15 protein-coding genes and 1 pseudogene are annotated in these 11,787 nt (G+C 66.9%); 8 read left to right on the top strand and 8 right to left on the bottom strand.

Annotated features, from left to right (window positions below):
- A pseudogene (locus AC1DOC_RS05045) lies at positions 1-309 on the bottom strand (hypothetical protein); the annotation flags it as partial.
- A 255-nt stretch (positions 310-564) separates the two neighbouring features.
- On the opposite strand from AC1DOC_RS05045, the gene AC1DOC_RS05040 reads away from it, so the two are divergent.
- The gene (locus AC1DOC_RS05040) at positions 565-801 is read left to right on the top strand and encodes a hypothetical protein (protein ID WP_015865561.1); all 237 of its coding nucleotides are present in this window, start codon (positions 565-567) and stop codon (positions 799-801) included.
- 132 nt (positions 802-933) lie between these two features.
- Here the strand turns inward: AC1DOC_RS05040 and AC1DOC_RS05035 are convergent, their stop codons facing one another.
- Entirely contained in the window at positions 934-1,815 is an 882-nt protein-coding gene (locus AC1DOC_RS05035) for an SMP-30/gluconolactonase/LRE family protein (protein WP_478129482.1), read from the bottom strand.
- Positions 1,816-1,953: 138 nt separating this feature from the next.
- Here AC1DOC_RS05035 and AC1DOC_RS05030 point away from each other — a divergent pair, with 138 nt between their 5' ends.
- The 6 genes from AC1DOC_RS05030 (at position 1,954) to AC1DOC_RS05005 (ending at position 4,455) form a co-directional block, all read left to right on the top strand.
- Positions 1,954-2,913: a tripartite tricarboxylate transporter substrate binding protein gene (locus tag AC1DOC_RS05030; protein ID WP_015865563.1), complete on the top strand. Its 960-nt coding sequence runs from the start codon at positions 1,954-1,956 to the stop codon at positions 2,911-2,913.
- A gap of 90 nt (positions 2,914-3,003) precedes the next feature.
- Positions 3,004-3,186: a hypothetical protein gene (locus AC1DOC_RS05025; RefSeq protein ID WP_018907207.1), complete on the top strand. Its 183-nt coding sequence runs from the start codon at positions 3,004-3,006 to the stop codon at positions 3,184-3,186.
- A complete protein-coding gene (locus AC1DOC_RS05020; RefSeq protein ID WP_015865564.1) occupies positions 3,173-3,481 on the top strand; it encodes a BrnA antitoxin family protein in 309 nt (102 codons plus the stop codon). The genes AC1DOC_RS05025 and AC1DOC_RS05020 overlap by 14 nt, the downstream gene beginning before the upstream one ends.
- Before the next feature lie 102 nt (positions 3,482-3,583).
- Positions 3,584-3,742, top strand: a complete 159-nt coding sequence (locus AC1DOC_RS05015; RefSeq protein ID WP_478081080.1) for an HHHH-motif protein — start codon at positions 3,584-3,586, stop codon at positions 3,740-3,742.
- A gap of 120 nt (positions 3,743-3,862) precedes the next feature.
- Positions 3,863-4,132 (top strand): ribbon-helix-helix domain-containing protein, encoded by a 270-nt coding sequence (locus tag AC1DOC_RS05010; protein ID WP_015865565.1) that lies wholly within the window; start codon positions 3,863-3,865, stop codon positions 4,130-4,132.
- Entirely contained in the window at positions 4,129-4,455 is a 327-nt protein-coding gene (locus tag AC1DOC_RS05005; protein ID WP_041945773.1) for a type II toxin-antitoxin system RelE/ParE family toxin, read from the top strand. Before AC1DOC_RS05010 ends, AC1DOC_RS05005 begins: the two co-directional genes overlap by 4 nt.
- A 28-nt stretch (positions 4,456-4,483) precedes the next feature.
- Here the strand turns inward: AC1DOC_RS05005 and AC1DOC_RS05000 are convergent, their stop codons facing one another.
- From AC1DOC_RS05000 to AC1DOC_RS04975, 6 genes are all read right to left on the bottom strand, one after another.
- A complete protein-coding gene (locus AC1DOC_RS05000; RefSeq protein ID WP_015865567.1) occupies positions 4,484-5,695 on the bottom strand; it encodes a CoA transferase in 1,212 nt (403 codons plus the stop codon).
- Between the two features lie 100 nt (positions 5,696-5,795).
- The gene (locus AC1DOC_RS04995) at positions 5,796-7,091 is read right to left on the bottom strand and encodes an aspartate carbamoyltransferase (protein ID WP_015865568.1); all 1,296 of its coding nucleotides are present in this window, start codon (positions 7,089-7,091) and stop codon (positions 5,796-5,798) included.
- 78 nt (positions 7,092-7,169) lie between these two features.
- Entirely contained in the window at positions 7,170-8,783 is a 1,614-nt protein-coding gene (locus AC1DOC_RS04990; RefSeq protein ID WP_478129481.1) for a GMC family oxidoreductase, read from the bottom strand.
- A complete protein-coding gene (locus tag AC1DOC_RS04985; RefSeq protein WP_015865570.1) occupies positions 8,780-9,781 on the bottom strand; it encodes an ABC transporter substrate-binding protein in 1,002 nt (333 codons plus the stop codon). Before AC1DOC_RS04985 ends, AC1DOC_RS04990 begins: the two co-directional genes overlap by 4 nt.
- A 33-nt stretch (positions 9,782-9,814) precedes the next feature.
- Positions 9,815-10,630, bottom strand: coding sequence for an ABC transporter ATP-binding protein (locus AC1DOC_RS04980; RefSeq protein ID WP_015865571.1), 816 nt, complete (start codon positions 10,628-10,630; stop codon positions 9,815-9,817).
- A gap of 16 nt (positions 10,631-10,646) precedes the next feature.
- On the bottom strand, positions 10,647-11,417 hold the full coding sequence (locus tag AC1DOC_RS04975; protein WP_015865572.1) for an ABC transporter permease: 771 nt from the start codon (positions 11,415-11,417) through the stop codon (positions 10,647-10,649).
- 93 nt (positions 11,418-11,510) lie between these two features.
- On the opposite strand from AC1DOC_RS04975, the gene AC1DOC_RS04970 reads away from it, so the two are divergent.
- A partial coding sequence (locus tag AC1DOC_RS04970) for a GntR family transcriptional regulator (protein ID WP_478129480.1) occupies positions 11,511-11,787 on the top strand: 277 nt, incomplete at its 3' end.

Raw genomic sequence — 11,787 nt, 5'->3', positions numbered from 1 at the left:
GACCTTCTTGACCGGCTCATGCAGCTTGTGAAGCGCCCTTTGTGCCAACGTCCTCGGCGTGAGCGCTTCCTCCAGTCCCCGAACAATCGCGATGCCGGGGTTCAACCTCGTCTGCCAAAGGTCCACGTATGCGACGGTGAAGCCGGCAGCGTCGGCTGCTGGCGTCAGGTCTTTGCGCAGGAACACCGTCTTCCCAGTGCGCCGGGGGGCGAAAATGGTCGTACTCACAACCGGCCCGGCTTGCAACAGGGCCAGGTAGCGCTTTGCGAGCTCCGGTCGGGGGCAGTGCCAAATCTGGTTCAGTTCCATACGAAAAATTATAGTCGGATCTCATAATTATTGAAATCATGTTTAATTTTTCATAGTGCTCGCGCCGCCTTCGTCACAGGAGGGGACAGGACCGCCTCCACGCCGCCCACGTTCGTCCCGGCTGATAGGGCTTGTCTCAGACATTAAGCGCCGTCTCGGACATTCATGGCAAAGAACAGCAGGCTTCGAGCAAGTTGAACCGAGCCGTGATGCAACCGAAAATCAACCGACGCATACCCGAGCGAGGAACACCCCATGACTGCCATCGAGGCTCGCCTGCTCAAGCGCCTGAAGCAACTGCCGTCCGGCCGCCTGGCCGAAGTGGTGGACTTCGTCGAGTTCCTGGCCGCACGCGAGGAGCGCGCGGCGGCCGCTGCGCGCCTGGGTGAAGCCATGACCAAGCTCGATGCACTGAACCTGGCGCCGCTGTCGGAGGACGAGATCGAGGAAGAAGTGCAGGCCGCCCGCAAGGCGCGCCGCCCAGGCGCCTGAGACCAGGCGCCGTGCGCTTCGTGGTCGACACCCACCTGCTCGTCGCGGTCATCACCTCCGCCGGCCCGCCGCGCCAACTGATGGACGCGAAAATCGTCGAGAGGTCCTGCTCGTAACTTCCAGCTCAGCGCGCTAGCAGCCTCCAAATCGATCAGGCAGGCGCYCCGGCGCAGGCAGCCCTTCGATCCGGAACAGCCCGCCATCGTGCGTCTTGTTCCCTTCCAGGCGCGCGCTGCGGAAAATGCTGGTCAGGTAGATGCAGTCCAGGTGCGGCCCGCCGAAGCAGATGCTCGTCGGATAGCTCGCAGGCAGATCGATCAGCCGCTCCAGCCTGCCGTCGGGCGCAAGGCGAGCGAGCTTGGCGGCGCGGGTCAGTACGGTCCAGACGAAGCCCTCCGCATCGACCGTCGCGCCATCGGGGCCCGAATCGAATTCATGCGTCCTCGCGAACATGCGCTTGTGGCGCAGCGGGCCGTCGGGGTCGTAGTCCCAGGCCCAGATGGTGCGTTCCAGGCTGTCGGCCAGGTACAGCACGCGGCCGTCGGGGCTGAAGCAGGGTCCGTTGGCAAAGCCGATGTCGTCGGCCAGCTGCTCCACCCGGCGATCGGTGCGCAGCCGGTAGAGCCCTCCGATGACCGCCTCGCCAGGCTGGCGGTCGACGTGCATGGTGCCGGCCAGGAAATGGCCAGCCGCGTCGCACTTGCCGTCGTTGAAGCGCACCTTCGGGTGATCCACCGGGATGCGGGCCAGCGGCTCCAGCGTGCGGGTGGCGAAGTCGTAGCGCGCGAAGCTGTTGCGCAGCGCCACCACCACGGCCGCGCCGCGGCAGGGCGCAATCGAGCCCACGGGCGCCGGCAGCTCATGCCGCTCGGCCTGCCCGGCTCCGGCTTGCAGCCGCCACAGCGCGCCGCCCAGCGCGTCGATCCAGTTCAGCGCCTGCGCGTCGGCATCCCAGCAAGGGCTCTCGCCCAGCTGGTCCCGGGTGGTTCCGATTCTGGTGATCTGCACGGTCATCGGCGAAGTGTGCAGGGCCGGGCTGTGCGCTGCCGGCGCTTCCCGCAAAGCTGCTTTTCATTTCGTGCAGCGCAGCGCCAAGGGCGGCCACCTAGACTGGCTCCAGAGCCCGATTCCGGGCCGGAACAGGAGACAAGAATGAGCTACCGCAAACTCGTGATCGGGCTGGCGCTGGGTGCCTGCGTGCTCGTCGCGCCCGCACTCGCCCAGCAGGTGACCCGCATCGTCGTGCCCTTTGCCGCCGGCGGCGGCACCGACCAGTACTGCCGCATCCTGGCCCAGGAGCTCAACAAGCAGGGCCTGAACGTCATCATCGAGAACAAGCCCGGCGCAAGCGGCATCCTCGCCGCCGACTACGTCGCGCGCGCCAAGCCCGACGGGCAGACGGTGCTCGTGTCCTCGCTGGGCACGCTCGCGAACAACAGCGTGCTCTACGACAAGCTGCCCTACGACCCCGCGAAGGACTTTGCGGCCGTCACGCAGATCGCCTACCAGCCCGCCATCGTCGTCGGACGCACCGACCTGCCCTACAAGAACATCAAGGAAATGGTGGCCTATGCCAAGCAGAACCCCGGCAAGATCAACCGCGGTTCGCCGGGCGCGGCCATCCTGACCAACCTCGCGCCCATCGCTTTCGAGAAGGAACAAGGCTTCAGCACGCTGCACATTCCCTTCAACGGCGATGCGCCCGCGCTGCAAGCCCTGCTGGGCAACCAGATCGACATCCACGGCACCTCCATCACGGGATCGCTGCCCTACGTGAAGGCCGGCAAGCTGCGCGTGCTGGGCGTGATGGATTCGAAGCGCCTGCCGCAGGTGCCCGACGCACCCACCTTCAAGGAGCAGGGCTTCGACATGGAAGCCACGCTCTGGTATTCGCTCTCGGTGCCCGCCGGCACGCCGCGGCCCGCAATCGAGCGCCTGAACAAGGCCGTCAACCAGGTGATCGCCGACCCCGACTTCGTGGCGCGCGCCCGCGCCATCGGCATGGAGCCGCGCGGCGGCACGCCGGAGGAGCTCGACAAGTTCATCAAGGCCGAGGCGGACCGCTGGCTTCCCGTGCTGCGCGGGCTGAACTTGCCGAAGCAGTCGCACTGAATAATGCCGTCCAGGCGCGACGTCGGCCTTCCTTTTTTGTAGTTACAGAATAACCCCTGCACACGGATTAATCTCTATGGCACCGGCGGATTGCGCAAGGTGCGTTGGTCGCGCCCCGGCATGGGCAAGCGCGGCGGCGCCCGTGTGATTTATTTCAACCGCAACGAGCAGGACGATCTGGTACTGCTGCTGGTCTACGTAAAGGCCAAGTTCGACAACATCCCCGCCGCGATCCTGCTGAAATTGAAGGAGGCCATCGATGCCGAAGATTGACAAGGAAATGGCGCAGTTCGAGAAGGACCTGCTCCAGTCCATGGGAGAAATGAAGCGCGGCGAGCATGCGGCCGTGCACACGCCCGCGCAGATCGAGGCGCGCAAGCGTGGCCGGCCTGCTGGCAGTGTGAAGGCCGACGCCAAGGTGTCGACCGCCATCCGGCTGGAGGCATTGAAGGCGGCCGGGCCCGGTTGGCAGACGCGCGCGAATGACGCACTGCGCGATGTGTTCGTGGCGAAGGCGACGCCTGGCACTCGTCCAAGACGCTCGCACAGAGCGCCAGAGCGAAGCTGATCACTCCTCTTCAACAAGTCGTCTGGAGATCGGGGTCAAGCGTTATTCAAACTGCGTCGTTCACGCGACGCGTCCTTCCGTCATTTGCTTTGAAAGAACATTATGAAGATAAAGCAGCTTGTCCTCTCCTGCGTCGTTGCGTTCGCCACCCTGGCCGCCTTCGCACCGACGATCGCTTCCGCCGCGCCCCACCATCGGGCGCACAAGGTGTGCAAGTGGAATGCGCACCATCACCACCGCGTCTGCCACTGGGTCCGCTGAACAACCAGACGCCGCTGCGCCTGCGGACCCCTGTCGAATGACACTCCTACGGGCCAGAGTTGATCACTCCCCTTGTTTTTGATAGGATTAAATCCTACTGCTTTGACCGGGGAGTTCACCATGCGCACGACGCAGCAACTGAGCATCACCCTGCCCAACGAAATGGCCGACGTGGTGAAAGCCAAGGTGCGCGCTGGTGAATACGCCACCGAAAGCGAAGTCATCCGCGACGGCTTGCGAGCGCTCCTGGCGCGTGATCGCGCCGTCGAAACCTGGCTGCACCGCCAGGTCGGCCCCGCCTACGATGCATTGAAAGCCGATCCGTCCCGCGCCGTCACGGCCGACCAGGTGCGCGCACGCCTGGCCGCTGAACACGCCAAGGCGCGGTGAGCTATCGCGTCGTGTTCTCTCCCGAGGCCGAGGAGCAGCCTGCGGCCTTGTACAGCTACATCGCCACCGCAGCTTCCCCCGAGATTGCTGCGCGGTACACCGAGGCCATCGTGACCTACTGCGAGGGCCTGCGCGCTTTTCCCCACCGTGGCACCAGACGCGATGATGTGCGGCCCGGCCTGCGCATCACCAACTACAGAAAACGCGCGGTGATCGCATTTTCGGTAGACGCCGAGCAGGTGTCCATCATCGGCGTGTTCTATGGCGACCAGGACTATGAAACCATCCTGGATGAGGACTTCGGGGACGACCTGGAACATTGAGCGCCTTGATGCTGCAGCATCGCCGGCTTCATCGGATAACGCTCCTGCGCACCAGCGAGTCGAGCCGGCCCTCCCCCATCTCCAGCAATTCGCGCAGCACCTCGCCCGTGTGCTCCCCCAGGTGCGGCGGCGGGTGGCGCACGTCCGAGCGCGCGCCGTCGATGACGTAGGGCGGCGCATGGACGGCCTGCGCGCCGGCCTCCGCGTCCTCGAAACGGTGCCAGACGCCGGCCTGCGCCGTCCGCTCTGACTGCAGCGCCTCGTACAGGCCCAACACCTCGCCGCATGGAATGCCGGCCTTGTCCATGCGTGCGAGCAGGTCGGCGCGCGGGAACTGCGCGATGCGGCCGAGCAGGATCGGCAGCAGCTCGTGGCGGTGCTTCGCGCGCTCGGTGTTGGTGGCGAACTTCGGATCGGCCGGCAGCTCGGGGCAGAGGATCACCTCGTCGCAGAACTTCCTGAACTGGCTGTTGTTGCCGACGGCGATCACCAGCGGGCCGTCCGCGGCCTCGAACACGCCGTAGGGCACGATGGACGGATGCGAGTTGCCGAACTTCGCGGGATCGCCCTCGTTGAGCCAGGCGGTCAGGCCGTAGTAGGACGTGATCATCATGCCGCTGTCGTAGAGCGACATCTGGATGTGGCGGCCTTCTCCGGTGCGCGTGCGCTCGTACAGCACCGCGAGGATCGCCTGGGCCGAATACATGCCGGTGAACATGTCGACCGCGGCAATGCCGAACTTGAGCGGCCCCTGGCCCTCCTCGCCGTTCATGGCCATGAGGCCGGTCTCGCCCTGGATCACCAGGTCGTACCCCGGCCGCGCCTTCTCGGGGCCCAGCACCGAGTAGCCCGAGATCGAGCAGTAGATGATCCCGGGATTGAGCTTGCGCAGGTCCTCGTAGCCCAGGCCCATCTTCTGTGCGCCGCCGTACTTGAAGTTCTGGATCACCACGTCGCACTGCGCCGCGAGCTCGCGCACGAGCGCCTGGCCGTCCTCGTCCTGCAGGTCCACGCAGATGGAGCGCTTGTTGCGATTGCAGCTGTTGAAGTAGGAGGTGTTGTGGCGGCCGATGCGCACGCCCCAGTCGCGCGTGTCGTCGCCGCGTTCGGGATGCTCGACCTTGATCACGTCGGCGCCCAGGTCGGCCAGCGCCATGCCGCACAGCGGGCCGGCCATCACGCGCGACAGGTCGAGTACGCGCACGCCGGCCAGGGGTTGCATGGAAAGGTGGTTCTTCATTCGACGGTCCTCGGGGCGCCCGCCCCGGGCGCCGGAACACCCAGTCTAGGAGCGCACCCCTGCCGCCATGCACCGGCGCATGAAAAGGTGCTTTGTAGTTTCAGTCGAGCCCGTCGAAGTCGGCGTCGTCGGGACCGATGTGCGCGGGCGAGCGCCAGCTGGCATCGCGCATCGAACGCGCGACCTGCTGCTCCACGCCCATCAGCACCGCGAAGATCGCCATGCGCACGGGGATGCCGTTGTCGGTCTGCCGGAAGATCGCCAGCCGCGGATCGTGGTTGAGGTCCACGCTCAGGTCGTTCGCGCCCGGACGCCCGTCGCGCGGCAAGGGGTGCATCAGGATGGTGTCGGGCTTGCAGGCTGCATCCACCAGGGCCTTGCACACCTGGAACTCGGGCGTGTAGCCCTCCAGCGTTTCTCCGTTCGCGAACCGCTCCTTCTGCACGCGCGTGGCGTAGACCACGTCGGCTCCGCGCAGCCCCTGTGCCAGCGAGGAGGTCTGCTCGACGACGTGGCCGTTGCGCGCGACCAGCTCGACCAGGTAGGCCGGCATCTCCAGCGAGGGCGGCGCAATCAGGGTGAACTTGAGACCGCGGTAGAGCGCCAGCAGCCGGATCAGCGAATGCACCGTGCGGCCGTACTTGAGGTCGCCGACCATCGCCACGTGCGTGCCGTCGACCAGCTTGCCCATGCGCGAGAACTCGCGCTGGATGGTGTACAGGTCGAGGATGGCCTGGCTCGGGTGTTCGCCGGGGCCGTCGCCGGCGTTGATGACCGGGATGTTGGTGGCGCGCGCGAACTCGGCCACCGAGCCCTGCTCCGGATGGCGCACCACCAGCGCGTCGACATAGCCGCTCATCACGCGGCTGGTGTCGTAGATCGACTCGCCCTTGGCCATCGACGAGAAGGTGAAGCCCGTGGTGTCGCACACCGTGCCGCCGAGCCGGCAGAAGGCGGCGCCGAAGCTCACGCGCGTGCGCGTGCTGGCCTCGAAGAACAGGCTGCCGAGCACGGCGCCTTCGAGGATGCGCGTGACTTTCTGCCGGCGCGCGATCGGCTGCATCACGTCGGCCACATGGAACAGGTCCTCGAGGCTGCCGCGGTCGAACTGCGCGACCGACAGCAGCTGCGGCTTGCCTTCGGCCGCGATGCGCTGCGCGAGCGGGCGCTGCCCCGTGCCCACCGGGCCGGCGCCGGTGTCGAGCGCCTCGCGCTGAAGAATCTCGGCAACGAACTTGCCGACCATCTCCGGCATCGCCCGCGACTCACTCGAATCGGACGGCAGCAGCCAGGTGTCGAGCGCACGGCGGCGCACGCCCAGCCGTTCGGAAAATGCGTCGCGCGTGAGATTGAGGCGGCGCATCGCGTCGCGCAGGAGGTCTTGCTGTTGGCTCATGCCTCAAATATACGCCATGCGCCAAAATTCTTTGGAAAAAATACTCAATGCGTATATTTTTTGATCGGATCACGCCGATCACTTGCCCTCCCGCACCAGCGCCGCTCCCTTCTCCGCAATCATGATCGACGCGGCATTGGTGTTGGTCGACACCATCGCCGGCATCACGGCCGCGTCGATCACGCGCAGCCGCTCGATGCCGCGCACGCGCAGTTGCGGGTCCACCACCGAGAGCGCGTCGCCGCCCATGCGGCAGGTGCCCGCGGGATGGAACACGGTGCCGCCCTTGTGGCGCGCGAAGGCCTCGAGCGCGGCGTCGTCGGCGGCTTCGCGCCCGGGCAGGTATTCGTCGTCCGTCACCAGGTCGCGGAACGCCGGTTGGCGGTAGATCTCGCGCAGCATCTTCAGGCCCGCCACCAGCACCTTGGCATCGTGCGGATCGCTCAGGTAGTTGGAGACGATGCGCGGCGGCGCCAGCGGATCGGCCGAGCGGATCCGCACCGTGCCGCGCGACAGCGGCCGGCACTGGGTGGCCGAGGCCGAGAAGCCCGAGAAGCGGTGCAGCGGATCGCCCGGCTTGYCCACCGACAGCGGCATCACGTTGAACAGCACGTCGGGGCGGCCGCCCTCGGCATGCGGGCTGCAGACCATGCCGCCGACCTGCCCCGCACCCACCGTGAGCGGGCCGCGCTGGCGGAACAGCCACTGCGCGCCCATCGTGGCCAGCGCGAGCGGGTTGCGCACCTGATCGTTCAGAGACATGCGCTTCCTGAGCCTGACGATCACGCGCGCCTGGTAGTGGTCCTGCAGGTTCTCGCCGACCTGCGGCGCATCGGCCTGCACCGCGATGCCGTGGCCGCGCAGCAGGCCGGCCGGGCCCACGCCCGACAGCTGCAGCAGCTGCGGCGACTGCAGTGCGCCCGCGGCCAGCAGCACCTCGGCATCCGCGCGCGCGTTGCGCAGTTCGCCGTCTTGCAGCCATTCCACGCCGACCGCGCGGCCCTGCTCGATCAGCACCCGCATCACGTGCACGCCGGTCAGCACCGTGAGGTTCGGCCGGGCGCGCACCGGCGCCAGGAAGGCCGTGGCCGCATCGCAGCGCCAGTGGCCGCGCAGCGTCAGCTGGTAGGCGCCCAGGCCTTCGGTGCGCGCGCCGTTGAAGTCCGGGTTGCGGCCGTGGCCGGCCTGCACGCCCGCCTCGATCCAGGCGGCGCAGTAGGGATGCTCGTTGCGCAGGTCCGAGACGCACAGCTCGCCCGAGGCGCCGTGGTATTCGCTCTCGCCGCCCTGGTAGCGCTCGGACTTCTTGAAGTACGGCAGCACCTCGCGAAAGCTCCAGCCCGTGGCACCCGCCACGCCGGCCCAGTCGTCGAAGTCGGCATGTTGGCCGCGGATGTACAGCAGGCCGTTGATCGCGCTGGAGCCGCCCAGCACCTTGCCGCGCGGCCACACGATGGCGCGGTTGCCCGTGGCCTCCTGCGGCTCCACGGCAAACTGCCATGAATAGCGCGGGTCGTAGATGGTGCGGAAGTAGCCGATCGGCATGCGCAGCCAGAAGGCACCGCCCTCCCCGCCCGCCTCGAGCACCAGCACGCGGCAGCGCGCATCAGCGCTCAGGCGGTTGGCCAGCACGCAACCGGCCGAACCGGCGCCGACGATGATGTAGTCGTAGCCGCCGGTGCCCGCCGTCATGCCTTGACCGTCTCCAGGAAGGGCTTGGCGTCGAAGTACTGCTCGGCCTTCAGTGCGCCCTGGATGTTGGCGTTGGCAACGAAGAAGTCCGTCACCTGCTGCAGCCACTTGGTGACGGTGCCGTCCTGGTAGCGCGTGCGCCATTCGGCGTTGGTGTAGTACTTGGAGGCCTTGAACTGCGCCTTGAAGTCCGCGAGCGGCACCTCCTTGTACTGGGTCTTCTGCAGCATCTCGGCCGCGGCGTCGGGCTTGCCGGTGACCACGTCGTTGACCTCGGCCCATGCGGCAATCAGCTTGGCGATGACGGCGCGGTTCTTGTCGTAGTAGTCGTTGCGCGCGGCCCAGCCGCCCATGATGGCGGCCTCGGGGAAGAAGGCCGAGGCGTCGATCAGCTTGCGCGCGCCCGGCAGCTTCTGGCGGATCACCGAATCGAAGGGCACCCACAGCGCCACCGCCGGCACCGCGCCGGAGATGAAGGAGGTGACGGCCTCGGTCATGCGCTGGTTGACCAGCTTCACGTCCTTGGCCGGGTCCAGGTTGCCCGAGCGCAGCGCGCGGTCCAGGAACACGTGCGCCGTGGTGCCGGTGGTGGTGGAGATCTGCTTGCCCTTGAGGTCGGCCACGGTCTTGATGCCGGCGTCCTCGCGCACCCACAGCTGGGCCGTCGCATACTCGATGTTGTTCATCAGGAACACCTTGCCCTGGCCGCGCGCCGGAAAGTTGGACACCACGGCGCCGGTGGACAGCATGTCCAGGCTGCCGCCGATCATGGCCTGGAACAGCTCCAGGCCGGTGGTGAACTGGATCATCTCCAGTTCGAGCCCCTGCTTCGCAAAGGCGCCGCTCTCCTGCCCGATCCAGATGTGGCCGTCCACGGCCGGGGTGTGCAGGTAGCCCACCTTGACCTTGGTCCGCGCCTGGGCGAAGGCCGGCATGCCGCCGGCCAGTGCGGCCGCGCCGGCGGCGGCCTGGATCAGTTGTCTGCGTCGAAGGGCCATGGTGTGTCTCCTGTGGCGGGGTGGTGAAAGCAGCTAGTCCGACATGCGCACGGCCTGCCTGGCCTGTGCGGCGTATTCCTGCATGACGAGCTCGCGGATGTGGGCGCGCAGCTCGGCGAAGCGCGGGTCCTCGTGCAGGTTTTCCGCGCGCGGGTAGCCGAAGGGAATGTCGATCACGGTGCGGATGCGCGCCGGCCGCGCCGTGACCACGACGATGCGCGACGACAGGTAGATCGCCTCTTCCACCGAGTGCGTGATCAGCATCACGGTCTTGCCGTCGCTCTGCAGCACCTGCAGCAGCAGGTCCTGCATGGCCGAGCGGGTCTGCGCATCGAGCGCGCCGAAGGGCTCGTCCATCAGCAGGAACTCCGGCCGCACCGCGTAGGCCCGCGCAATCGCCAGCCGCTGGCGCATGCCGCCCGACAGGTGCTTGGGAAAATGCCCCGCAAAGTCCGACAGCCCCATCAGCTGCATGTAGCGCTGCACGATCTCCTCGCGCTCGGCCGTCGGCACCCGGCTTGCGGAGAGCTTCAGGCCGAACTCGATGTTCTGCCGCACCGTGAGCCACGGGAACACGCCGTACTCCTGGAAGATCACGCCGCGGTCGGGCCCCGGCGCGGCCACCGGCTTGCCGTCGAGCAGCACCTGCCCGCTGGTGGGTTGGACGAAGCCGCCGACGATGTTCATCATCGTCGTCTTGCCGCAGCCCGACGGGCCGATGATGGAGACGAACTCGCCGTTGCGGATGTCGAACGACACGTCGTCGAGCACGCGCATGGGACCGTGCTCGGTCGGAAAATCGACCGACACGTGGTCGAAGCTGATGCGTACCGGTTGCTGTGGCGTCATGTCGAGCGGCCCTCCTTCAGGCGATGCGGTCCTGCCAGGCCACCAGCCGGCGCGTCGCAAGGCGCAGCAGCAGGTCCATGACGAGCGCGATCACGCCGATGCAGATGATGCCCACGTAGATGATGTCGAGCTGGAAGAATGACGAGGCGTTCTGGATCAGCGCACCCAGGCCCTGCTGCGCCGCGATCAGCTCGGACGCGACCAGCGTGGCCCACGCCACGCCGAGCGCCACGCGCACCGCCGTGAGGATGTGCGGAATGGTGAGCGGCACGATCACCTTGCCGAAGATCTCCACGTCGCTGGCGCCCAGCGTGCGCGCCACCTTGATGTAGATCGGGCTGATCTGCGCGATGCCCTCGTACATGACGATCACGCCCGCAAAGAACGAGGCATAGAAAAGAATCGCGGTCTTGGCCGCCTCGCCGATGCCGAAGTACACGATCACCAGCGGAATCAGCGCAATCGGCGGCAGCGCGCGAAAGAAGTTGATGACCGGGTCCATGAAGCTGCGCAGGCCGCGGTACCAGCCGAGGCAGAAGCCCACCGGCACCGCCAGCGACACGCCCAGGGCGACGCCGATGAAGACGCGCTGCGTCGACATGTAGATGTCTTCCCACAGCCTGCCGCGCGACAGCTCGACGAACTTGGCCAGCACCATGTGCGGCGCCGGCACCAGCGCGGGATTGACCAGGCCGCTCGCGCGGATGGCGTACCAGAGCGCGAGGATCAACAGCCACGGCGCTACGATCAGCAGCGCGCGCGTCAGCGGGGAAGAGGAGCTTCTCATCGGCGGTTTGTCTCTCGTGGGCGGACTTGGGCCCTTGGGCTTTCGTCTCTGTCAATCTGTCATACTATAGACCATACGTTTGATCGATAAAACATGTCTTCCAAGTTTCTCGACAGTCCGATGCCGCGCTACCACCAGCTGGCGGACCTGCTGCGCCAGCGCATCGCGCGCGGCATCTGGCCGCGCGAGCACCGGCTGCCCTCGCTCGATGAACTGACGGCGGAATTCGGCGTGGCGCGCGTCACGGTGCGCCAGGCGATCGACCTGCTCGCGCGCGAGGGCCTGGTGTCGCCGCAGCAGGGCCGCGGAACCTTCGTCACCGGCATGCCCAACCGCGACCGTTTCATCAGCGTGGTCACCAGCCTGGACG

The organism is Variovorax sp. 01T439_2 (assembly GCF_056398445.1).
Note: the sequence above shows the minus strand (reverse complement) of the source record. Positions and strands in the feature narration are given on the sequence as shown.

Excerpts from the sequence above, each read along its gene's own strand:
- AC1DOC_RS05040 (WP_015865561.1), top strand. The coding sequence starts at position 565 with ATGACTGCCATCGAGGCTCGCCTGCTCAAGCGCCTGAAGCAACTGCCG.
- AC1DOC_RS05030 (WP_015865563.1), top strand. The coding sequence starts at position 1,954 with ATGAGCTACCGCAAACTCGTGATCGGGCTGGCGCTGGGTGCCTGCGTG.
- AC1DOC_RS05020 (WP_015865564.1), top strand. The coding sequence starts at position 3,173 with ATGCCGAAGATTGACAAGGAAATGGCGCAGTTCGAGAAGGACCTGCTC.
- AC1DOC_RS05015 (WP_478081080.1), top strand. The coding sequence starts at position 3,584 with ATGAAGATAAAGCAGCTTGTCCTCTCCTGCGTCGTTGCGTTCGCCACC.
- AC1DOC_RS05010 (WP_015865565.1), top strand. The coding sequence starts at position 3,863 with ATGCGCACGACGCAGCAACTGAGCATCACCCTGCCCAACGAAATGGCC.
- AC1DOC_RS05000 (WP_015865567.1), bottom strand. The coding sequence starts at position 5,695 with ATGAAGAACCACCTTTCCATGCAACCCCTGGCCGGCGTGCGCGTACTC.
- AC1DOC_RS04995 (WP_015865568.1), bottom strand. The coding sequence starts at position 7,091 with ATGAGCCAACAGCAAGACCTCCTGCGCGACGCGATGCGCCGCCTCAAT.
- AC1DOC_RS04985 (WP_015865570.1), bottom strand. The coding sequence starts at position 9,781 with ATGGCCCTTCGACGCAGACAACTGATCCAGGCCGCCGCCGGCGCGGCC.
- AC1DOC_RS04980 (WP_015865571.1), bottom strand. The coding sequence starts at position 10,630 with ATGACGCCACAGCAACCGGTACGCATCAGCTTCGACCACGTGTCGGTC.
- AC1DOC_RS04975 (WP_015865572.1), bottom strand. The coding sequence starts at position 11,417 with ATGAGAAGCTCCTCTTCCCCGCTGACGCGCGCGCTGCTGATCGTAGCG.